The sequence below is a fragment of the Paracoccus suum genome, assembly GCF_003324675.1.
Taxonomy (GTDB): Bacteria; Pseudomonadota; Alphaproteobacteria; order Rhodobacterales; family Rhodobacteraceae; genus Paracoccus; species Paracoccus suum.
This window is the reverse complement of sequence record NZ_CP030918.1, coordinates 46416-68075: the sequence shown is the minus strand read 5'-3', so window position 1 is coordinate 68075 and position 21660 is coordinate 46416. Positions and strand designations below refer to the sequence as shown.

Genomic DNA, 21660 nt, shown 5'->3' with positions numbered 1-21660 from the left:
CTTGCGCGCTATCCGCGGCTGCGCCGCAAGGCGGAGTGCACCCGGCTGCAAGATATGCCACCACAGCCTGACCGCCCTCACGAGCCTGACCCCATGAGCCGCCATCCCCTTCGCATGTTGCGCCGCACCGCGCAGGTTCTGGCTGCCGAGGGTGTGGCCGGCCTTGCCGACCGCATGCGCCAGCTTGGCCCCCTGCCGCCGGCGCCCGAGCCCGCGCGAATGTTGGCGGCGGCGCGTCGGCAGACGGCAGAGCGGCCGGCAGTACTGTTCCAGCCGTGGCACATCGCGCAGTACCGCGACCGGCAGGACGGGCCGCCACCAGACTGGCGCAGGGTGCGGAACATGGCAGAATGGGACAGCGTCGATCCGGTGACGCTGCGCGCCATGGACGGTCGCCGCATGTGGCCGGCGGGCGCGGAGTCCGCCGCCACCCCGCGCGTCAGCATCGTCACCCGTACCATGGGGACACGTCCGGAACTGCTGGCACAGGCCATCGCCTCGGTGCTGAACCAGACCGCTGCCGGGATCGAGCACATCATTGTGCAGGACGGCGGCGACAGCATGGCGCCCCTTTGCGGACGGGTTCAGCGCGAATACGACACGGTGCTTCGTTTTCTGGCCTTGCCGCGCAGCGGGCGCAGCGCGGCGGCCAATGCAGGTGTCGAGGCCACGAACGCGCCGCTGGTGATGTTCCTCGATGATGACGACCTGCTGCTGCCGCACCACGTCGCGACCCTTGCTCCTGCGCTGGATGCCGCGTCGGACGCCCCCGCCGCCTACAGCCTCGCCTGGGAGGTGCCGACCGACATCGCCGCAGACGGCACCGCGACCGAGATTGCTTATATCCGCCATCCCCATCAGGTGCTGCCCTTTTCTCATCGCAGACTGGCGCGGATGAACTTTCTGCCGATCCAGTCGGTGCTGTTCCGGAGCACCGCCTATGCGGCCTGCGGCGGCATGGATCCGGCGCTCGATCTGCTCGAGGATTGGGACCTGTGGCGGCGCATGGCCGGGCAGGGAGATTTTGTCCGGGTGCCGCGCGCGACCTCGATCTACCGCGTGCCGGCCGATCCCACGGCGGCGGCCCGGCGCCGCGCGGCGTTGGTGGACACGCAGCGCAGCATGACCGGGGGCGGGGAATGACACCGGACGACCGCGCATTTCTGACCCAACTGTTCGAGGCGGCCGTTGCCGCGGCAGACCCGGCGCAAATCCTGGCAGCGCATCTGCCGCCCCGGCCCAAGGGCCGCACGGTCGTGATCGGCGCCGGCAAGGGCGCGGCCCAACTGGCCGCGGCGTTCGAGGCGCTGTGGGACGGGCCGCTGGAGGGTGTCGTGGTCACGCGCCACGGTCAGGGGTGCCCGACCCGGCAGATCCGCGTGATGGAGGCGGCGCATCCGGTGCCCGACGCCGAGGGCTTGGCGGCCAGTGCCGCGCTGTTCACCGCGGTGCGCGGTCTCGGGCCGGACGATCTGGTGGTCGCGCTGATTTGCGGCGGTGGCTCGGCCCTGCTGCCCTGCCCGCCGGGCGATCTGACGCTGGAGGACGAGGCGGCGCTAGGCCGGGCGCTGCTCGCCAGCGGGGCGCCGATCTCGGTCATGAACGCGATTCGCAAGCAGGTCTCGAGAATCAAGGGCGGGCGGCTGGCGGCGGCGTGTCATCCGGCACGGGTGGTCAGCCTGATCGTGTCGGATGTGCCGGGTGATGACCCGGCGCAGGTCGCCTCCGGTCCGACGGTGCCGGACCGGTCGGACCGGGCGGCAGCGCGTGCACTGGTTGAAAGCTGGCGCATCGCCCTGCCGCCGCGCGTGGCGGAATGGCTGGCGGGCGAGGCGGAGCCGGCACCTCAGCCGGACGATCCGGTCTTTGCACGCAACGAGGTGCGGGTCATCGCCTCGGCCCGCGCCTCGCTCGAGGCGGCGTCCGCCCGGTCCGAGGCACTGGGCGTTCCCGCGGTGATCCTGTCCGACGCCATTGAGGGCGAGGCGCGCGAGGTCGGCCGTGTTCATGCCGCAATCGCACGAGAGGTTGCGTTGCGGAACCGCCCGTTCCAGCGGCCCGTCGTCATCCTGTCGGGCGGCGAGACAACCGTCACCTTGCGCGGGCCCTCCGGACGTGGCGGCCGAAATACCGAGTTCTTGCTGGCATTCGCCTTGACCGCTGACGGCTTGCCCCTGGCAGCTTTGGCTGCTGACACCGACGGCATCGATGGATCAGAGGCGAATGCCGGGGGCTTTGCCGCAGGCGATACGGCCGCGCGGTTGCGTCGCCAAGGTATCGATGGTCCAGCGTTGCTGGCCGCGCACGATGCCTATGCGGCTTTCGAAGCACTGGGGGACCTGTTCAATCCCGGACCAACGGGCACCAACGTCAACGACTTCCGCGCGATCCTGATACGGTGATGGCGCCAGTCGGGCTGGGGCTTACCCTCAGCTAGCCCAGCGCGTAGCCAGTCCCGCGCACCGTGCGCACCGGGTTGGTGCCGCCGTGGGTCATCAGCGCTTTGCGCAGGCGGCCGACATGCACGTCGATGGTGCGGGTGTCGACATAGATATCGCGGCCCCAGACCCGGTCCAGCAACTGCTCGCGCGTCCAGACGCGGCCCGGCTTTTCCATAAGGGTGGACAGCAGCCGGAACTCTGTCGGGCCAAGGTGCAGAGGCTGGCCGTCACGGAACACGCGGTGCTCGCCCGCATCGAGGATGATGTCGTCAAAGATCAGGCGCTCGCCCATGGTCGCGGGGCGGGTGCGACGCAGCTGGGTGCGCAGGCGGGCCATCAACTCGACCACCGAATAGGGCTTTACGACATAATCGTCCGCCCCGGTCTCAAGGCCGCGGACACGGTCGCCCTCGTCGCCGCGTGCCGACAGCATGACGATCGGGATCGCGCGAGTGCCGGGATCGGCCTTGATCCGGCGGCAGACCTCGATCCCCGAGACATTGGGCAGCATCCAGTCCAGCACGATCAGGTCGGGATTTTCCTCGCGCACCAGCAGCAGCGCCTCGTCGCCGTTCTCGGCCAGCACGACGCCAAAGCCCTCGGCTTCGAGGTTGTATTTCAGGACTTCACGCTGCGCGTTCTCGTCCTCGACGACCAGCACGCAGGGTTGCTGGGGGGCCATGGCTCAGTCCTCTCTCTCGGTCGTGACCGGGCGCACGACGCTGTCGGTCTTGGGCCGGGCCTCCTCGGGCATCGCGCCGGTGACCAGATAGATCACCTGCTCGGCGATCGAGGTCGCGTGATCGCCCATCCGCTCGATGTTCTTTGTGATGAAATGCAGGTGCATGCAGGCGGTGATGTTGCGCGGGTCTTCCATCATGTAGGTCAGGAAGGACCGGAACAGCGCGTTGTACATCTGGTCGACCTCGACATCGCGGGCGCGGACATCGGCCGCCAGCCCCTCGTCGCGTTGGATGAACGCGTCGAGCGCGTCCTTCAGCATCCCCTCGACCACCAGCGACATGCGCCGCAGCGCCGCACCCGAACCCTCGATCTGGGGCATGTCGATCAGGACGTGGCTGCGCTTCGCGATGTTCTTGGCGTAATCGCCCACCCGTTCCAGCGAGGCGGCGATCTTGATGACCGTCAGCGCGGTACGCAGGTCGGTCGCCTGCGGTGCGCGCAGGGCGATCAGCCGTGCGGCCTCGTGGTTGATCTGTGCTTCAAGCTCGTCGATGGCCCGGTCGCGGCGGCGCACGTCTTCGGCCAGTTCCTCGTCGCGGCGCTCCAGTGCGGTGGCGGCGTCGGTGATCGCGGCTTCGACCATGCCGCCCATCTTGACCACCAGGGCCTGCACCGTCTCCAGGTCGCGGTCAAAGGCCGATACGATATGGCGTTCGCTGTTCATGACGTTTCCCCCCCGGGCTCAGCCGATCTTGCCGCTGATGTAGGATTCGGTGCGCGGATCGCGCGGCTTGGTGAAGATCTCGTCGGTATCTCCGTATTCCACCAGGTTGCCGAGGTGAAAGAAGGCGGTCTTCTGGCTGACCCGCGCTGCCTGCTGCATCGAGTGGGTGACGATCACCACCGAGAATGTCTCGCGCAGGCGGTCGATCAGTTCCTCGACCTGGCCGGTGGCGATGGGGTCCAGCGCACTGCACGGCTCGTCCATCAGCAGCACCTCGGGCTGGGTGGCGACGGCGCGGGCGATGCACAGGCGCTGTTGCTGACCGCCCGAAAGGCCGGTTCCGCTCTCGCCCAAGCGGTCCTTGACCTCGTCCCACAGCGCGGCTCCGCGCAGGGCCTGCTCGACGATGGCGTCCGTCTCAGCTCGGTTACGGACGAGGCCGTGGATGCGCGGACCATAGGCGACGTTGTCATAGATCGACTTGGGGAAGGGGTTCGGCTTCTGGAATACCATCCCGATTCGGGCGCGCAGCTGCACCGGGTCGACGCGGCGGTCGTAGATATCCTCGCCGTCGAGGGTGATGCGGCCCTCGATCCGGGCGCTGGCGACGGTGTCGTTCATCCGGTTGATACAGCGCAGGAAGGTGGACTTGCCACAGCCCGACGGCCCGATGAACGAGGTCACGGTGCGGTCCAGAATGTCGATGTCGACATCGCGGATCGCCTGCTTGGTGCCGTACCAGACCTGAACGTTCCGTGCCTGGACCTTGATTTCCTGGGCGTCGGTGTCCAGCGCGCGCCGGGCGAGGTGGAGGTCTTCCATAGATTTCGTCTCCATCAGCATCACCACCGCCGTTCGAATTTGCGGCGCAGATAGATCGCCACCAGGTTCATGGCCAGCATGAACACCAGCAGTACAATGATCGCACCGGACGCCCGTTCAAAGAACGCAGGGTCGGCACGCCGGGTCCAGTTGTAGATCTGCACCGGCAGGGCTGCCGCCGGCTCGAACAGGCCCTCGGGCGGGGCCGAGGGGTAGTCGCGCACAAAGGCGACCATGCCGATCAGCAGCAGGGGCGCTGTCTCGCCCAGCGCATGCGCAAGGCCGATGATGGTGCCGGTCAGAACGCCCGGCATGGCCAGCGGCAAGACATGGTGGAACACGGTCTGCATCCGGCTGGCCCCAACGCCCAGCGCCGCATCGCGGATCGAGGGCGGCACCGCCTTCAGCGCGGCGCGGGTGGCGATGATGATCGTCGGCAGCGTCATCAGCGTCAGCACCAGGCCGCCGACGATGGGTGCCGACTGCGGCAGCCCGACGAAGTTGATGAACGCCGCCAGCCCGAGGATGCCGTAGACGATGGACGGCACTGCCGCGAGGTTGGCGATGTTCACCTCGATCAGGTCGGTGAACCGGTTCTTGGGCGCGAATTCCTCGAGGTAGATCGACGCCGCGACGCCGATCGGCAGCGCCAGCACCAGGACGATCAGCATCATGTAGGCGCTGCCGATGATCGCGACCCCAAGGCCCGCGGCCTCGGCCCGGTTTTCCGAGGCGTCGGGCTTGGTGATAAAGTCCCAGTTGAACCGCGTGACCAGGGCGCCGCTGGCGGCGAGGTTGCGCGCCAGCTCGACCTGCGCGACCGAGGTCTTGGCGTCGCGGGCTGCGCTTTCCTCGGTGACGCGGCCCTTGAAGATGCCGTCGATGCGCGAGGAGGTCAAGGCAAACTCGTCGATCTGGGTGCCGATCAGGTTGGGGTCGGCGAGCACCTGGGCGCGCAGGTCGGCCTGCGCTTGGTCGGAAAAGAAGGTCTTGAGGTCCTGCGGCTTCAGCCCCTCGATGGCGATGCCCTTGTCCGCGACATAGGCCGTCAGCGAGGCCTCGAGCAGCTTGCGATAGCTGGTGGTCAGCACCTTTTGCATCTCGGCGGGATCGCGGTTGCCCTTGGGATCGACCACGGCAGCGTCGATGGTGACCGGAATGCGGGCATAGGTCTGGGTAAAGGCGGGCGCACCGTCGCGGATGATGGTGAACAGCAGGAAAGCAAGCGCCGCAATGGCGGCCAGGATCGCGGCCATGCCATAGGCGCGAAACCGCGTCTCGGCCGCGTTGCGCCGGCGGGTGCGCTGGTCGGCCGTCAGCAGCGAGCGGCGCTGCGGCACGGCAGGACGGCCGGCGTCAAAGGCGGGGCGGGGTCCGGTCACATCGGTCATTCGTACTGCTCCCGGTATTTGCGGACGATGACGAGGGCGATGATGTTCAGGCTGAGGGTGATGACGAAGAGCGTCAGCCCCAGCGCAAAAGCGACGAGTGTTTCGGGGCTGGCAAAGTCGTTGTCACCGGTCAGCTGACCGACGATCTTGACGGTGATCGTGGTCATCGCCTCGAACGGGTTGCCGCTGATCTGCGCCATCGCCCCTGCGCCTAGGACTACGATCATGGTCTCGCCGATCGCACGGCTGGCGGCCAGCAGCACCGCGCCGACGATCCCGGGCAGGGCTGCGGGCATGACGACCTTGCGGATCGTCTCGGACCGGGTCGAGCCGAGGCCGAGGCTGCCGTCGCGCAGCGATTGCGGCACGGCGCTGATGATGTCATCGGAGAGCGAGCTGACGAACGGGATCAGCATGACCCCCATCACCAGGCCCGCGGTCAGCACCGAGCTGCCGCTGTCGCCGGCGCCCAGCGGCCGGGCGATCCAGTCGCGCAGCAACGGGCCGACGATGGTCAGCGCGAAGAGGCCATAGACGATGGTCGGGATGCCGGCGAGGATCTCGATCATCGGCTTGACCCAGGTGCGCAGGCGGTTGCTGGCGTATTCCGACAGGTAGATCGCGCCGAAAAGACCGATCGGCACCGCGACCAGCAGTGCGATCAGCGAGATGTAGAGCGTGCCCCAGAGCAGCGGCAGCATGCCCAGCTTGGAGCCGCCGCCAAAGCTGGGTGTCCATTCGGTGCCGAACAGGAAGTCTTGCCAGGGATAGATGCGGAAGAAGTGGGCCGATTCGAAGACTAGCGACAGCACGATGCCGATGGTGGTCGCGATGGCGATGAGCGAGCACAGGATCAGCGCGCCGCGGACCGCGCCCTCGACCACGTTGCGGGCGCGATATTGCGGATTGGTGCGCGACAGCGAGAGTGCAAGGCCGCCTGCAGCCAGTGCCAGCGCCAGCGCGGCCAGAACCCCGCGCGCCTTGGCGTTGGTCGCGCGCAGGCTCTTGGCTGCGTCCATGACCGGCGCGGGCGCCAGCGTCGCAAAGCCGGCGTCCTTCATGCGGTTCAGGGTCGGCGTGTCCTCGGGGGTCAGGGCCCGGGCCTCGGTCTCGGTAATGGCGTGGGCGCGTACGGCGCGGCTGATGGTCCCGGCGGCGCGCTGGACGTCGCCGACCATGGTCGGCGAGGCCTCGCGTTCGGCCGTGGGGATGTGGCTGGCGAGGACGGCGTTCACCACCAGCGGCTGGGCCAGCGCCCAGAAGATCATGACCGCCAGCGCGGGGACCACGGTGAACAGCGCGACGTTCCAGCCGTAATAGATCGGACGCGAATGCAGGATGCGCGAATCGCCGCCGGCGCTGGCCACGGCGCGGCGCCGGCCCAGAACATAGCCAAGGCAGCCGAGCGCAAGGACGACAAGAACGCTCCAGGACATGGACATGAGGTTCACTTCAGGAGAGGGGGCATGGCGGCAGTCGGGCGAAGAGGTCCGGGCGGGGTCAGGGCGGCCCCGCCCGGTGGGGCATTACTTCATGGTCACTTCGTCAGCCACGGCCTTTTGCGTGTCGGCCAGCTTGGGGTCCGGAACCAGGCCGTAGTCGGCCAGCGGGCCGCCCGGGCCAGCCATTTCATCCGAGACGAAGAATTCGGCGTATTCCTTGATGCCCGGAATGACACCGATGTGCTGCTTCTTGACGTAGAAGAACAACGGGCGCGAGACCGGGTACTCGCCCGAGGCGATGGTCTCGGTCGAGGGCACGACGCCGTTCATCGTCGCGACTTTGAGCTTGTCGGTGTTGTTCTCGTAGAACGACAGTCCGAACACGCCAACCGCTTGCTTGCTGCTGGCGAGGCGGGCGAGGGTCTCGGTGTAGTCGCCGTCGATGTCGACCGACTTCCCGTCGGTGCGGATGGCCTTGCAGGCCTCTTCGGCTTTCTTCTCGTCGCCGCCATTGGCCGCGGCGAGCGCCTCCATCGCGCCGGCTTCCTTGCAGCCCTCGATCAGGACCTTTTCCTCGAACACTTCGCGGGTGCCGTGCTTGGTGCCGGGGATGAAGGCCAGAATCGGCTGGTCGGGCAGCTCGGCGTTGACGTCTTTCCAGCTGGCCGAGGCGTTCGGGGCCAGCTTGCCGTCGGCGACGACGTCCTTGCCCAGCGCCAGGAACACGTCCTTGGGGGTCAGCTTGAAATCGCCGCTGGAGGTGTCGGTCGCAAAGACGATCCCGTCATAGCCGATCCGGACTTCCATGATGTCGGTCACGCCGTTCTTGGCGCAGGTTTCACGCTCGGCGTCCTTGATGGCGCGCGAGGCGTTCGCGATGTCGAGGGTGTTCTCGCCCACGCCTTCGCAGAACTGTTTCAGACCGGCGCCGGAGCCGCCGCCCTGGACGACCGGCGCTTTGAAATCGGTCATGTTTTCGGCGAACGCCTCGGCCACGATGGTGGCATAGGGCAGCACGGTGGACGAGCCCGCGACCTGGACCTGGTCGCGCGCGGCGGCCGGCAGCGCGGTCGCGGCGATCACGGCAAGGGCGGATACGGCAAAATTGAAGGACTGCATCGGCAACGACTCCTCGTGGCAGCTTCGGGCTTAGTTCAGCCTCGGGTGCAGCAGTTAGTGACAGCGTGAGTCAGATTGATGTCATGAATGTGACGTTTGCATGACAAGCAGCGGCACTCCGCCGGTCAGTTCAGCCGCCATATCGCCAGGTTCAGTAGCGTGGCGTAGCCGACCCACAGCAGCAGCGGCAGCAGCGCCGCCCCGGCAATCGGGTCGATGCGGCGAAAGCGGGTGTTGGTCAGCGCGATCAGTGCCAGTTGCGGGATGATGTTCACCAATCCCAGCGCTGGGCTATGCGCGGCAAAGAACATCCAAGACCAGGCGGCATTGACCGCCAGGGTCACAAGGAACAACCCCAAGGCGCGCCAGCGCTGCGCCTCGTCCGCGGGCGCGCGCAGGATGCGCCAGACCGCAAATGCCATCAGCAGGTAGATCGTCGTCCAGACCGGCGCAAAGACCCAGTTCGGCGGGTTGAAAGTAGGTTTGGCCAGCCCGGCATACCATGTGCCGATGTTGGGGTAGGTCGCCAGTTGCCCCAGCAGCGAGGCGAACAGCACCGGTCCCACCGCGATCAGAGCGCGTTTCCACCAGGCGAGCGCGGGCAGCAGGGTCGAGGTGCCGGGCATGGGAATCTCTTTCTTCTATGGCCCTAAGGCAGGATGGACAGCCACGCCCAGGCCGTCAGCACCGCCGCCAGTGTCGCGATCAGCACGGTCGAGGCGGCGACCCGCTGGGCACTGCCATACATTGCGGCGAACAGATAGGCGTTCACGCCCGGCGGCATGGCCGCGGTGACCACCGCCGAGCGCATGGCCGGCGCGTCCAGCCCGAAGGTCCGGCCGAGGCCATAGGTCACCGCCGGGTGCAGCACCAGAACGCACAGGCAGCACATCGCAATGGCGCCCGCGTCCCCGGCCGGGCGATAGCGCACCAGTACCCCCCCGAGGCCGAACAGCGCCGCCGGAATGGCCGCTCGCGCCATCATCGCGGCCGCGTCCCAGACGCCCTGCGGCAGGACCAGCCCAGCCTGGATCAGCAGGTTCACCGCCAGCCCGGCGATGATGCCCATCACCAGCGGCGTGCGCAGCACCCCGCTGAGCGCGCGCCACGCGACGCGGCTGACCGACAGGCGCATGCCGCGGGCGCGCGTGAATTCCATGAAGGTGATACCGAAAGTGTACATCAGCGGCGAGTGGATGGCGATGATGGCATAGTTGCCTGCCAGCGAATCGGGGCCGTAGGCACGCTCGGTCAGGGGCAGGCCCAGCAGCAGCGAATTCGAGAACAGGCAGATAAAGCCGATGGCGACGCAATCCTCGGGGCTGCGGCGAAAGAGCCAGCGGCCCCCGGCCCAGCCGGCGAAAAAGCTGACGAAGGCGCCGGCGTAGAACGCGGCCAGCAGCGCCAGATCGAAACCATGGCCGATGTCCAGCCTAGCCATCGACTGAAATACCAGCACCGGCAGGGCAAAGTTCTGGGCAAAGCGCATGACCGCATCGACCGCGTCCGCGCCCATCCACCCGCGCCAGGCCACCAGGTAGCCAAAGCCCAGCACCAGAAAGACCGGCAGGACGACGGAAAAGAGGCCGGCCATCAGCCCGCGACCTCGATGACCATGCCATCATGGGCCGGGATGACGTTGGCCGGCGTCTCCGCCAGCAGGCGGTCGTAATCGAGGTCGATGTGCATGTTGGTCAGCACCCCGCGCTCGGCCCGCGACCGCGCAATCCATTCCAGTGCGAGGTCGAGGTTCGCGTGGCTTGGGTGCGGGGTGTAGCGCAGGGCGTCGCAGACAAAGACCTCGGCCCCGTCGATCAGCGGCCATGCTTCATCGGGGATTTCCAGCACATCGGGCAGATAGACCAGCCCACGCGGGTCATCGCCGGTGACGCGAAAGCCGAGCGCCGCAATATCACCATGGCTGACACTGAAGGACGCAAAGGTCAGATCGCCACCCCCGCCGGTAATGGTGACCGGCCCGTCGATCAGGTTCAGCCGCGCCACCGGGGGATAGGACGAGCCGGGGGGTGTTTCAAAGATATAGCCAAAGCGCCGGGTCAGCACCGCGGCGGTGTGCGTGTCGGCCCAGCCCTCGATCAGGGCGCGGGCGTTCAGCGCCAACTGGCGCAGATCGTCGATACCGTGGATGTGGTCGGCATGGGGATGCGTCCACAGGACGGCATCGATCTGCGAGACATCGGCATCCAGCATCTGCGCGACGAAATCGGGGCCGGTGTCGATCAGCACCGTGGTCGTGCCTTCGGGCGTCGGGCGTTCGAGCAGCAGCGCACAGCGGCGGCGGCGGTTCCGGGGGTTGGACGGATCGCATGCGCCCCAGTGGCCGCCGATCCGCGGCACCCCGCCCGACGATCCGCAGCCGAGGATCGTCGCCCGGATCATGCTGCCTTCCAGAACAGCCGGTCGAAATTGGCCGAGGTTGCGGCCGCGAAGGCCGGGTAATCGAGGTCCCACAGCCGCGCCACCCACTGCGCCGTCAGCGCGGCATAGGCAGGCTCGTTCCGCCGCCCGCGATGCGGCGGCGGGGCGAGGTAGGGGGCGTCGGTCTCCACCAGGATGCGGTCGAGCGGCGCCGCGGCAAAAATCTCGCGCAACTCCTCGGACCGGGGAAAAGCGGCGATGCCGGAGGCCGAAAGGTAGAACCCAAGGTCCAGCGCCGTTCGTGCCAGCCGGGGGCCGCTGGAAAAGCAATGCATGACGCAGCTGTAGGCCCCCGCGGCATGTTCCTCTGCCAGAATGCGGGCCATGTCGTCATCGGCGTCGCGGGCATGGATGATCAGCGGCAGGCGGGTGCGGCGCGCCGCCTCGATATGCAGGCGCAGGCTTTCCTGCTGCACGTCCGCGCTTTCGGCAGTGTAGTGATAATCAAGGCCGGTCTCGCCGATGCCGACAAACTTGGGATGGTCGGCCAGCGCGGTCAGCGCCTCGACTGTGGCCATCGGCTCTTCCGCGACCTGCATCGGGTGGGTGCCGGCGGCGTAGAACACGCCCTCATGCGCTTCGGCGATGGCGCGCACGGAAGGCTCGCTGCCAAGGCGGGTGCAGATGGTTACCATGCGGGTGACGCCAGCGGCGCGGGCCCGGGCGATCAGTCCCGGCAACTCGCCCTGAAAATCCGGAAAATCGAGGTGGCAATGGCTGTCCACCAGCGCCGGCAACGGCGTCTTTGGCGAGGTCATGCGGGGCCTTGCAATCCATGCGCGGCAGGAAGCTGCGCGAGCGTGGTCAGCATATCCATGACCAGCGCCGCAGGGTCAAGATTGACCGCCCGGCCGGCGCGGGCGCGGGCCGAAAGCTGCGCCTGCGCCGCGGCCCAGCCGCGCGCGGCGGCGGGGTCGGGCGCGAGGCGCGCGAGCAACTCGCCCTCGCCGCGTGCCGCCTCCGGCAGCGGCGGCCCGAGCAACCCGGCGCGTGCGGTGCGCGACAGGAACAGGTCGAGCAGCGTGACCACCAGATCGAACGGGTCGCCCTCGGCACCCGCGCGGCCGCCGGCGCGCTCGGCTAGGCGCGCGGCGGCGGGGCGGTCCATCCGCGGCAGGCTGGCCATGACGTCGACGACCTGCTGGTAGACCTCCAGCCCGTCCTGCCCGGTGAGCCGCATCGCCTCGCCAGCGCTGCCAGCCGACAGCGCCGCCAGTTGCAGAGGATCGCCGGGGGCATCCAAGCCGCCCAGCACCTCCGCCATGTCGCCCGGCTCCAGCGGGGCGAGCCGCAGCGTCCGGCAGCGCGAGCGGATGGTCGGCAGCAGCCGCGCCGGCTGATGCGCGATCAGAAAGATCACGGCATCGCGCGGCGGCTCCTCCAGCATCTTCAGCAGGGCGTTGGCGGCGGCGGTGTTCATCTCGTCTGCGGCGTCCACGATCGCGACGCGCCGTCCGCCGCCGGCGGCACTCATGTGGAAAAAGCCGAGCAGGCGCCGCACTTCGTCGACCGTGATCTCGGCCTTCAGGCGGCCGGCCTTGTCGTCCCATGGACGCCGCACCAACTGCAGGCTCGGCTCGGACAGCGCGGCAATACGGCGCGCGGCTGGATCGTCCGGCGCGACTGTCAGATCAGCCGAGGGCTGGCCGGCAAGCAGCCAGCGCGCGGCCGACCAGGCCAGGGTCGCCTTGCCGACCCCGCGCGGCCCGGTCAGCATCCAGGCGTGGTGCAGCCGCCCGCTGCGCGCCGCCTCGGTGAACTCGGTGATGGCGACGTCATGGCCGATGACCCGGGCCGCCTCGCGCGGATGCGGCGCGCCGGGGACGCGGTCCGGTTCGGGCGGCGGCTCGTCGGTCTGGGGGGCTCGCGCCATATCAGAGCGCCGCGCGGACGCGCGCGGCGACGGTAGCCGGTTCGCCCGCACCGTCGATCAGGCGGATGCGGTCCGGGTATCGGGCGGCCAGGTCGTGAAACCCCTGGCGCAGCCGCTGCTGGAACGAGAGGCCGAGGCCCTCGAAGCGGTTTTCATCGGCGGCGTGAGTCTGCGCGGCGGCGGCAGCGGCGACAGCCAGCGGCGCATCGCCGGCAATCGCCGCCTGCGCTGCCAGCCCCGCCGCTGCGGCAGCGGCGCGCAGGCCTGTCCTGCCCAGAGACAGGGCTGGATCGAGATCGATCACGAAGGTTCGGTCGGGTTCGATGCCGATCATCAGCTCATGCAGCCCATCAACGACTTCGGCCGGCAGATTTCCCGAGAGTCCCTGATATACCCGCGTGGAATCGACAAAGCGGTCGCTGATCACGACATGGCCCGCCTGCAGCGCGGGTACGATGGTGCGCTCCAGGTGATCGCGCCGCGCGGCGTTGAATAACAACAGGTCGGTGTGGGGCGACCAGCGATCGCCGCGGCCCGCGACCAGCAACTGGCGGATTTCCTCGGCCCCGGGCGAGCCGCCCGGCTCGCGCGTGAGGGTAACCTCACGGCCCTCGCCGCGCAGGGTATCAGCCAGCACGCGGGCCTGGGTCGACTTGCCGCAGCCGTCAATGCCCTCGAAGCTGATGAAAAAGCCGCCCGGCGGGGTGCGGCGCGGCAGGCTCAACTGCCTTGCGCCGTCTGCCACGCGCGCAGCCCCAGCCGGGTCGCCGCGGCCTGCATGCGGCCCATGAAGCCCGCCTCGGCCACGTCCGTCGCGGCCAGCAGGGGGGTGCGCGATTCCGGACCACCGGGAATGGTGACGATCAGCTCGCCAATCTTCTGGCCGGCCGCCAACGGCGCCTGCAGCGGACCATCATAGACCGCCTCGGCCTTGATCGTCCCTTCGGAGCCTGCGGGGATCAGCACGCGCACGCCCTCGGCCGTGGTCAGGGCCACCTTGCCGGGCTTCCCCAGCCAGACCGGCGCCTGGGTGACCGCCTCGCCCTTGGGCACGACCGTCTGCATGGAAAACTCGCGGAACGCCCAGTTGACGATCCGTTCGGATTCCTCGGCGCGCGCCTTTTCCGAGGCGAGGCCGTTCAGCACAAAGATCACCCGCCGACCTTCCTGCACCGCGCTTCCGACGAGGCCATAACCGGCCTCCTGCGTGTGACCGGTCTTGAGGCCGTCGGCCCCGATCCCAAGCTTCAGCAAGGGGTTGCGGTTGAAGCGGTTAGAGGGCGCACGGTTGTCATAGGCGTATTCGGCGATCCCGAAATTCTTGTAGAGCTCGGGGAAATCATTCACCAGATGCGCCGCGACGATGCCCAGGTCATGCGCCGACATGCGGTGCTCGGGGTCAGGCCAGCCGGAGGCGTTGGCAAAATGCGAGGCGGTCAGGCCCAGCTTCGCGGCCTGCTCGTTCATGCGCCGGGCAAAGGCGGCCTCGGTCCCGGCCAACCCTTCGGCGACCACGACGCAGGCATCGTTGCCCGACAGGACGATGATGCCCTTGATTAGCTCGGCGACGGTCGGGCGGTCCTGCTCGTCCAGGAACATGGTGGAGCCCTTCATCTGCCGGGCCTTGGTCGAGACCGGCAGCTGCGTGTCCATCTGCACCCGGCCGTCCTTCAGCGCTTGAAACAGCATGTAGACGGTCATCAGCTTGGACATCGACGCCGGCGGCAGCGACTCGTCGGCGTTCTTTTCCATCAGCACGGTACCCGTCGCGACATCATAGACCCAGGCCGCGCGGGCGGTCGTGTCAAAGGCCGCCGCTGCGCCGGACATGGCGATCATCGCGGCGAGCGGGGCGAGCAGACGCTGGATCAGGCGCATGGGAATAGGGTCCTTGCCGGTTCGCGGCAGGAATACACCAAACCGTCCGGCGCGCGCAACGCGATGGCCGGCCCAGATGGTTCCGCGCCGACGGACCGATCAGACCGCCCCGGCCACCACGACCTCGGTGCCCCAGGTCCGGCATCGCTCGGTCAGCGGGGCGGGCAGGGCGCGGTCGGTCACCACCAGGTCGAGGTCCGCCAGCGAAGCGATGCGCATCGGCGCGCGGCGCTGGAGCTTGCTGTGATCCGCCACCAGGACCGCACGGCGCGCCTGGCGCAGGATGGCCTGGCTGACCCGGACTTCAGCCATGTCGAAATCCAGCAGATCGCCATCATCGTCCAGTGCCGAGGTGCCGATGATGGCGCAATCGACCTTGAAGCGACCCATGAAATCGCTGGTTAGATCACCCACAAGCCCGCCGTCGCTCCGCCGTAGCGTCCCGCCCGAGACGATCACCTCGCAGGTCTCGTTCGGGGCCAAAATATTGGCGACATTCATGTTGTTGGTGATCACGGTCAGGTTGCGATGCTGCGTCAGGGCGCGGGCCACCGCCTCGGTCGTGGTGCCGAGGTTCACGATCAGCGAGGTGTTGTCGGCGATCAGGGCGGCGCAGGCGGCGCCGATCGCAGCCTTCGCCTCGGCCGCGGTCTGGCGACGCTCGTCATAGCCGATGTTCAGCGCGCCGCCGCGCAGAACCGCGCCTCCATGCACCCGGTCCAGCATCCCGGCGTCGGCCAACTCGCCCAGATCGCGGCGGATGGTCTGCAAGGTAACGTCAAAGCGGACCGCAAGCTCTTCCACGGCGACCCGCCCGGTCGAGCGGATCAGTTCGAGAATCTGCACCTGTCGAAGGCTGAAGTTCATGCCGGCATGTGGAAAGACGATCCCGCCGCCTGTCAACCGAACATTTACGCGTGGTAAACGAAGATCTCCTTTGACAAAGCGCGCGCAAGGCGCTTCGCTCTGCACAGATTTGTGAAGATGGCGGGGCACCGTGCGGGAGGCAGCAGAGACCACCGACCTGTTCGTTATCGGCGGCGGCATAAACGGCTGCGGCATCGCGCGCGACGCCGCCGGCAGGGGCCTCAGCGTGAGACTGGCTGAGCAGAGCGACCTGGCGGGCGCGACAAGCAGCGCGTCGACCAAGCTGTTCCACGGCGGTCTGCGCTACCTCGAATTTCTCGAACTGCGACTGGTGCGCGAGGCATTGCGCGAGCGCGAGGTGCTGCTGCGCGCCATGCCGCACATTGCCCGACCGATGCGCTTTGTGCTGCCTCTGGATCCGCAGATGCGGTTCGAGAGCCAGACCCCGGTCTCGCGCATCATGCAGACCATCATGCCCTGGCAACGCGGTCACCGTCCGAACCTGATGATCCGCGCGGGGCTGTTTCTCTACGACAATCTCGGCGCGCGGACGATCCTGCGGGGGACGACCAGCTACGCCCTGCCCGGCACGCCCGAGGGGGCGCCGCTGCAGGGCCGGCTGCGCTGGGCTTATGAATACAGCGATTGCTGGGTCGATGACGCCCGGTTGGTGGTGCTGAACGCCCGCGACGCCGCCGCGCGCGGAGCTGACATCATGACCCGCGCCCGCGTCACCAGGGCCGTGCGCGAGGGCGATCTATGGCGCATCCGCCTTGCCGACGGGCGCAGCTTTACAGCGCGGATGCTGGTCAACGCCGCTGGTCCCTGGGTCGGCGACGTGATCCACGACATCGCCGATCTGCCCTCGACCGAGAATGTGCGGCTGGTGCGCGGCAGCCATATCGTCACGCGCCGCCTGTTCGATCACGACAAGGCCTATTTCTTCCAAGGCGCCGACGGGCGGATCATCTTTGCGATCCCCTATGAAGGGGATTTCACGCTTGTCGGCACCACCGATGTCGATCACCACGCTGCCCCGTCGGATGTTTACTGCACCGAGGCCGAGCGTGACTACCTGCTGTCCTTCGCCTCGAACTATTTCCGCCGGCCGCTGAGCGCAGCGGACGTGGTACGAACTTTCGCGGGTGTCCGGCCGCTTTACGATGACGGGGCGAAATCGGCGACCGCCGCGACGCGCGATTACACGCTGTCGGTGGATGAAGCCGGGGCGCCCTGCCTGAATGTGTTCGGCGGCAAGATCACTACCTATCGCCGGCTGGCGGAATCGGCGATGGCCAAGCTGGCGCCGCATTTGCCGGGGCTAGCGGGCGACTGGACCGCCAACGCGCCGCTGCCGGGCGGCGACTTTCCGGTGGACGGCGTGCCGGCGCAGGTCGAGGCGCTGCGCGCCGCTTATCCATTCCTGACGGGCGGCTGGGCCCTGCGCCTCGTGCGCGCCTATGGCACCGAGGCAGCAGCGATGCTGGACGGAGCGAAAACCCCCGCCGACCTCGGCCGCGATTTCGGCGCCACCCTGACCGAGGCCGAGTTGCGCTGGATGATGAGCCGCGAATGGGCCCGCACCGCCGAAGACGCGGTGTGGCGCCGCTCGAAGCTGGGTCTGCGGCTGAGCGAGGCGCAGATCGCCGCCATCGACGACTACATGGCCGAAGCGAGGGTCGCGGCATGACCCTGGACCTGCAAGGTGTCAGCAAGGTAGTCGGCGGCGAGACCTGGATTCATCCCACCGACCTGTCGCTTGCCGCGGGCAGCATGAACGTCCTGCTTGGCCCGACGCTGGCGGGCAAGACGACGCTGATGCGGCTGATGGCGGGCCTTGATGTGCCCAGCGCCGGGCGCGTCCTGTGGAACGGCGCTGACGTGACCGGCCAGCGGGTGCAGGAGCGCAAGGTGGCGATGGTCTACCAGCAGTTCATCAACTACCCCTCGATGAGCGTTTACGACAACATCGCGTCGCCCCTGCAGGTGCAGGGCGTGCCCCGCGCCGAGATCGATGCCCGCGTACGCCGCACGGCCGAAATGATGCGCCTGACGCCCATGCTGCAGCGCCGCCCGCTGGAGTTGTCGGGCGGCCAGCAGCAGCGCACCGCGCTGGCCCGCGCGCTGGTCAAGGGCGCCGGCCTTGTCCTGCTGGACGAGCCGCTGGCCAACCTCGATTACAAGCTGCGCGAAGAATTGCGGGCCGAGATCCCGCGCATCTTCGAAGAATCGGGGGCGATCTTCGTCTATGCCACGACCGAGCCGGAGGAGGCGCTGCTGCTGGGTGGCAACACCGCGACCCTCTGGGAGGGGCGCGTGACCCAGTTCGGTCCCACGCCGCAGGTCTATCGCCAGCCAGGCGATGCCATCACGGCGCGCGTCTTTTCCGACCCGCCGATGAACTTCGCGCAGGTCCAGGTCGCGGCGGGGCAGGCGCATCTGGACAATCAGGTCTGGCCGGTCCCCGGGCTGGCCGACGGCAACTACCGCGCCGGCTTTCGCCCCGCGCATCTGTCGCTGGGCGCGCGGCCGGGCGCGCTGGCCTTTGCCGCCCGGGCGGAGGCGCGCGAAGTCACGGGGGCCGAAACCTTCGTGCACATGACCCATGATCCCGACAGCGCCACGCCCGATCACTGGATCGCGCTGGTCGAGGGCGTGCGCCAGGCCGAGCCGGGGACGGCGCTGACCGTCTCGCTCGACCCGGCCCATGTGTATCTCTTCGGCGAAAACGGCGCCCTCGCCCGTCCGGCCCCCTATGCGGAGGCGGCGTAAGGGATGGCCCGCATCACCCTCGACAACCTCGCCCACAGCTACCTCGCCCACCCGCAATCCGAGGCGGATTTCGCGCTGAAGCCCGCGACGATGACCTGGCGCGATGGCGGCGCGTATGCGCTGCTCGGCTCGTCCGGCTGCGGCAAGACCACGCTGCTGAACATCATCTCGGGCCTCGTGCGCCCGTCACAGGGTCGCGTTCTGTTCGGCGAGCGTGATGTGACCACCCTGCCCACCGCCGCCCGCAACATCGCCCAGGTGTTCCAGTTTCCGGTCGTCTACGACACCATGTCCGTGCGCGATAACCTGGCATTTCCGCTGAAGAATCGCGGTCTTCCCGCCGCCCAGATCGCCGAGCGTGTCGGCGCCATCGCCCGCATGATCGGGATGGAGGGTGAATTGGACCGGCGCGCCCGCGGCCTGACGGCGGACGCCAAGCAAAAGATCAGCCTCGGGCGGGGAATGGTGCGCAAGGACGTGAATGCGATCCTCTTTGACGAGCCGCTGACAGTCATCGACCCGCACATGAAATGGGAATTGCGCAGCCAGCTCAAGGCGCTGCACCGCGAGTTCGGGCACACGATGATCTATGTGACCCACGATCAGACCGAGGCGTTGACCTTTGCCGACGAGGTGGTCGTCATGTCCGAGGGGCGCGTGGTGCAATCCGGCACCCCGCAATCGCTGTTCGACCGGCCGGCGCATACCTTTGTCGGCTATTTCATCGGCACGCCCGGCATGAACCTGCTGCCCGCGCAACTGGATGGCGCGACGGCGCTGGTCGAGGGCCAGCCGGTCACGCTGGCCGGGGCTTACGCCCCCGTGACGGGCCGCGTCCAGATCGGTATCCGACCCGACGCCGTGCGCCTGTCGGCGGGCGGCGCGGGGCTGCCGTTCCAGCTTGCGCGGGTCGAGGACGTCGGCCGCCACCGCATCCTGCGCGGAACAGTGGTCGGACACCCGTTCAACGTTACCGTCCCCGAGGGCGTCGCGATCCCCGCAGGTGCCGACCGGGTCACCTTTGATCCAGCGCGCATCGGCGTCTTTGTCGATGACTGGCGGGTCGAGCCGCTGGGCCATGAACAGGGCAGGGCTGCATGATGGACAAGCCGCTGAACAACCGCGCCTGGTTTCTGGTCCTGCCGGTCCTGCTGCTGGTGGCGTTTTCCGCCGTGATTCCGCTGATGACTGTCGTCAATTATTCGGTGCAGGACACCTTTGGTAACAATCAGTTCTTCTGGAACGGCATCGGCTGGTTCCAGGAGGTGCTGGCCAGCGATCGCATCCGCGCGGCCCTGGGCCGGCAATTGCTGTTTTCCGGGATCATCCTGCTGATCGAGATCCCGCTCGGCATCTTTGTCGCGCTGAATATGCCCAAGCGCGGGTTCTGGGCCTCGCTGGTGCTGGTGCTGATGTCGCTGCCTCTGCTGATCCCCTGGAACGTGGTCGGGACCATCTGGCAGGTGTTCGGCCGCGTCGACATCGGGCTGCTGGGCCAGACGCTCGCGGCGCTGGGGATCGACTACAATTACGTCAACGACCCGATCGATGCTTGGGTGACGATCATCGTCATGGACGTCTGGCACTGGACCAGCCTCGTCGCGCTGCTCTGCTATGCGGGCCTGCAATCCATTCCCGACGCATATTACCAGGCCGCCAAGATCGACCAGGCCAGCCGCTGGGCGGTGTTTCGTTATATCGAACTGCCGAAGATGTCGGGCGTGCTGCTGATCGCGGTGCTGCTGCGGTTCATGGACAGCTTCATGATCTATACCGAGCCCTTCGTGCTGACTGGCGGCGGCCCGGGCAACGCCACCACCTTCCTGTCCATCGACTTGGTCAAGACCGCCATCGGCCAGTTCGACCTCGGGCCTGCCGCCGCGTTCAGCCTGATCTATTTCCTCGTTATCCTGCTGATTTCATGGGTGTTCTACACCGTCATGACAGCCCAGCGGGAGGTGCTGTGATGGCCAGCATGCGCGAGGGCAGGGGCACCGGCTCGGCGGCCGTAATGACCCTCTACCTGCTGTTCCTGATGATTCCGATCTACTGGCTCGTGAACATGAGCCTCAAGACCAATGCCGAGATCACGGGTGCCTTCAGCCTCTACCCGCACAACCTGACATTCGCCAACTACCGCACGATCCTGACCGATCCGTCCTGGTACATGGGCTATGTCAACAGCCTGACCTATGTGCTGATGAACATGGTCATTTCCATCGCCGTGGCGCTGCCGGCGGCCTATGCCTTCAGCCGCTATCGATTCATGGGCGACAAGCACCTGTTCTTTTGGCTGCTTTCGAACCGGATGGCGCCGCCGGCGGTGTTCGCATTGCCGTTCTTTCAGCTCTATTCCGCGGTCGGGCTGTTTGACACCCATATCGCGGTCGCGCTGGCGCATTGCCTCTTCAACGTGCCGCTGGCCGTCTGGATCCTCGAGGGCTTCATGTCGGGGGTGCCGCGCGAAATCGACGAGACCGCCTATATCGACGGCTACAGCTTTCCGCGGTTCTTCGTGCGAATCTTCATGCCGCTGATCGCCAGCGGCATCGGCGTCGCGGCCTTCTTTTGCTTCATGTTCAGCTGGGTCGAGCTGCTGTTGTCGCGCACGCTGACCAGCGTCAACGCCAAGCCCATTGCGGCGACGATGACGCGCACCGTCTCGGCTTCGGGGCTCGACTGGGGGGTGCTGGCCGCCGCGGGCGTGCTGACCATCCTGCCGGGCGCCTTGGTCATCTGGTTCGTGCGAAACTACATCGCCAAGGGCTTTGCCCTGGGGAGGGTGTGATGCAGCGCAGCGTCAACGCGGGCTTTGCCCTTGTCGGCCTGGGAATGCTGGCAGTCCTCGGCTGGCTGGTCACGCTGGTGCCGGTGGCAGATGGTGCGCGGGACTGGTTCGGCGCGCTCAATCCGGGCGGCTGGATGGCCTGGACCTTTCCGACCGCGTTTTTCTACTGGGTCATTGCCGGGCTGCTGTTGCTCTTTACCTGGCTTGCCATCCGCTATCCCGAAACGCCCCGGCGCGGCATCCTGGGGATCGCCACGACCCGCGGCGACCGGCTGTTCATCAGCCTGCTCGGTTCGGCCTTCATCAACCTCGCCTGGGTCGGCTTCGGGGGAAGCCCGGACTGGGGCGGTTTGGTGATCGCCTTTCTCTACGCCCTAGCGGTGTTTCGCTGGGTGTGACGTGACCGCCGGACCAACCGGC

The 21660-nt window shown here is 67.6% G+C and carries 22 protein-coding genes; 8 read left to right on the top strand and 14 right to left on the bottom strand.

Features of this window, described 5'->3' with window-relative positions; translation table 11 throughout:
• The first annotated feature begins 93 nt into the window (after window positions 1-93).
• Window positions 94-1143 carry a glycosyltransferase gene (locus DRW48_RS00300; RefSeq protein WP_162784646.1) on the top strand — a complete coding sequence of 350 codons (1050 nt, stop codon included), beginning with the start codon at window positions 94-96 and terminating at the stop codon, window positions 1141-1143.
• The gene (locus tag DRW48_RS00295; protein WP_114074674.1) at window positions 1140-2402 is read left to right on the top strand and encodes a glycerate kinase type-2 family protein; all 1263 of its coding nucleotides are present in this window, start codon (window positions 1140-1142) and stop codon (window positions 2400-2402) included. The genes DRW48_RS00300 and DRW48_RS00295 overlap by 4 nt, the downstream gene beginning before the upstream one ends.
• A 31-nt stretch (window positions 2403-2433) precedes the next feature.
• On the opposite strand, the gene phoB is transcribed toward DRW48_RS00295, so the two are convergent.
• The 14 genes from phoB to DRW48_RS00225 all read right to left on the bottom strand — a co-directional run bounded on the left by phoB (window position 2434) and on the right by DRW48_RS00225 (window position 15680).
• The gene (gene phoB, locus DRW48_RS00290; RefSeq protein ID WP_114074673.1) at window positions 2434-3123 is read right to left on the bottom strand and encodes a phosphate regulon transcriptional regulator PhoB; all 690 of its coding nucleotides are present in this window, start codon (window positions 3121-3123) and stop codon (window positions 2434-2436) included.
• Between the two features lie 3 nt (window positions 3124-3126).
• Window positions 3127-3849, bottom strand: coding sequence for a phosphate signaling complex protein PhoU (gene phoU / locus DRW48_RS00285; RefSeq protein ID WP_114074672.1), 723 nt, complete (start codon window positions 3847-3849; stop codon window positions 3127-3129).
• A gap of 18 nt (window positions 3850-3867) precedes the next feature.
• Window positions 3868-4671, bottom strand: coding sequence for a phosphate ABC transporter ATP-binding protein PstB (gene pstB / locus DRW48_RS00280; protein ID WP_114077246.1), 804 nt, complete (start codon window positions 4669-4671; stop codon window positions 3868-3870).
• Between the two features lie 20 nt (window positions 4672-4691).
• The gene (pstA, locus tag DRW48_RS00275) at window positions 4692-6062 is read right to left on the bottom strand and encodes a phosphate ABC transporter permease PstA (protein WP_114074671.1); all 1371 of its coding nucleotides are present in this window, start codon (window positions 6060-6062) and stop codon (window positions 4692-4694) included.
• Entirely contained in the window at window positions 6059-7504 is a 1446-nt protein-coding gene (pstC, locus tag DRW48_RS00270) for a phosphate ABC transporter permease subunit PstC (protein ID WP_114074670.1), read from the bottom strand. The genes pstA and pstC overlap by 4 nt, the downstream gene beginning before the upstream one ends.
• Before the next feature lie 84 nt (window positions 7505-7588).
• Window positions 7589-8623, bottom strand: coding sequence for a substrate-binding domain-containing protein (locus DRW48_RS00265; protein ID WP_114074669.1), 1035 nt, complete (start codon window positions 8621-8623; stop codon window positions 7589-7591).
• Window positions 8624-8748: 125 nt separating this feature from the next.
• Window positions 8749-9249: a TspO/MBR family protein gene (locus tag DRW48_RS00260; protein ID WP_114074668.1), complete on the bottom strand. Its 501-nt coding sequence runs from the start codon at window positions 9247-9249 to the stop codon at window positions 8749-8751.
• A gap of 23 nt (window positions 9250-9272) precedes the next feature.
• Window positions 9273-10217 carry an AEC family transporter gene (locus DRW48_RS00255; protein ID WP_114074667.1) on the bottom strand — a complete coding sequence of 315 codons (945 nt, stop codon included), beginning with the start codon at window positions 10215-10217 and terminating at the stop codon, window positions 9273-9275.
• Window positions 10217-11023 carry an MBL fold metallo-hydrolase gene (locus DRW48_RS00250; RefSeq protein ID WP_114074666.1) on the bottom strand — a complete coding sequence of 269 codons (807 nt, stop codon included), beginning with the start codon at window positions 11021-11023 and terminating at the stop codon, window positions 10217-10219. Before DRW48_RS00250 ends, DRW48_RS00255 begins: the two co-directional genes overlap by 1 nt.
• Window positions 11020-11820 carry a TatD family hydrolase gene (locus DRW48_RS00245; protein WP_114074665.1) on the bottom strand — a complete coding sequence of 267 codons (801 nt, stop codon included), beginning with the start codon at window positions 11818-11820 and terminating at the stop codon, window positions 11020-11022. Before DRW48_RS00245 ends, DRW48_RS00250 begins: the two co-directional genes overlap by 4 nt.
• Complete coding sequence (locus DRW48_RS00240) at window positions 11817-12935, bottom strand: DNA polymerase III subunit delta' (protein WP_114077245.1); 1119 nt, start codon at window positions 12933-12935, stop codon at window positions 11817-11819. Before DRW48_RS00240 ends, DRW48_RS00245 begins: the two co-directional genes overlap by 4 nt.
• A 1-nt stretch (window position 12936) precedes the next feature.
• Window positions 12937-13659 carry a dTMP kinase gene (gene tmk / locus DRW48_RS00235; protein ID WP_241963310.1) on the bottom strand — a complete coding sequence of 241 codons (723 nt, stop codon included), beginning with the start codon at window positions 13657-13659 and terminating at the stop codon, window positions 12937-12939.
• A complete protein-coding gene (locus tag DRW48_RS00230) occupies window positions 13656-14813 on the bottom strand; it encodes a D-alanyl-D-alanine carboxypeptidase family protein (protein WP_114074664.1) in 1158 nt (385 codons plus the stop codon). Before DRW48_RS00230 ends, tmk begins: the two co-directional genes overlap by 4 nt.
• A 99-nt stretch (window positions 14814-14912) precedes the next feature.
• On the bottom strand, window positions 14913-15680 hold the full coding sequence (locus tag DRW48_RS00225) for a DeoR/GlpR family DNA-binding transcription regulator (protein WP_114074663.1): 768 nt from the start codon (window positions 15678-15680) through the stop codon (window positions 14913-14915).
• Between the two features lie 130 nt (window positions 15681-15810).
• On the opposite strand from DRW48_RS00225, the gene glpD reads away from it, so the two are divergent.
• From glpD to DRW48_RS00195, 6 genes are read left to right on the top strand one after another with little or no spacing between them, the layout of a single operon-like run.
• Window positions 15811-17370, top strand: a complete 1560-nt coding sequence (gene glpD / locus DRW48_RS00220) for a glycerol-3-phosphate dehydrogenase (RefSeq protein WP_114074662.1) — start codon at window positions 15811-15813, stop codon at window positions 17368-17370.
• Window positions 17367-18452, top strand: coding sequence for an ABC transporter ATP-binding protein (locus tag DRW48_RS00215; protein WP_114074661.1), 1086 nt, complete (start codon window positions 17367-17369; stop codon window positions 18450-18452). The genes glpD and DRW48_RS00215 overlap by 4 nt, the downstream gene beginning before the upstream one ends.
• A 3-nt stretch (window positions 18453-18455) precedes the next feature.
• A complete protein-coding gene (locus tag DRW48_RS00210; RefSeq protein ID WP_114074660.1) occupies window positions 18456-19553 on the top strand; it encodes an ABC transporter ATP-binding protein in 1098 nt (365 codons plus the stop codon).
• Window positions 19553-20419: a carbohydrate ABC transporter permease gene (locus DRW48_RS00205; RefSeq protein ID WP_114074659.1), complete on the top strand. Its 867-nt coding sequence runs from the start codon at window positions 19553-19555 to the stop codon at window positions 20417-20419. Before DRW48_RS00210 ends, DRW48_RS00205 begins: the two co-directional genes overlap by 1 nt.
• Window positions 20419-21240 carry a carbohydrate ABC transporter permease gene (locus DRW48_RS00200; RefSeq protein ID WP_114074658.1) on the top strand — a complete coding sequence of 274 codons (822 nt, stop codon included), beginning with the start codon at window positions 20419-20421 and terminating at the stop codon, window positions 21238-21240. The genes DRW48_RS00205 and DRW48_RS00200 overlap by 1 nt, the downstream gene beginning before the upstream one ends.
• Complete coding sequence (locus DRW48_RS00195) at window positions 21240-21638, top strand: DUF2160 domain-containing protein (RefSeq protein WP_241963309.1); 399 nt, start codon at window positions 21240-21242, stop codon at window positions 21636-21638. Before DRW48_RS00200 ends, DRW48_RS00195 begins: the two co-directional genes overlap by 1 nt.
• Window positions 21639-21660 lie beyond the last annotated feature (22 nt).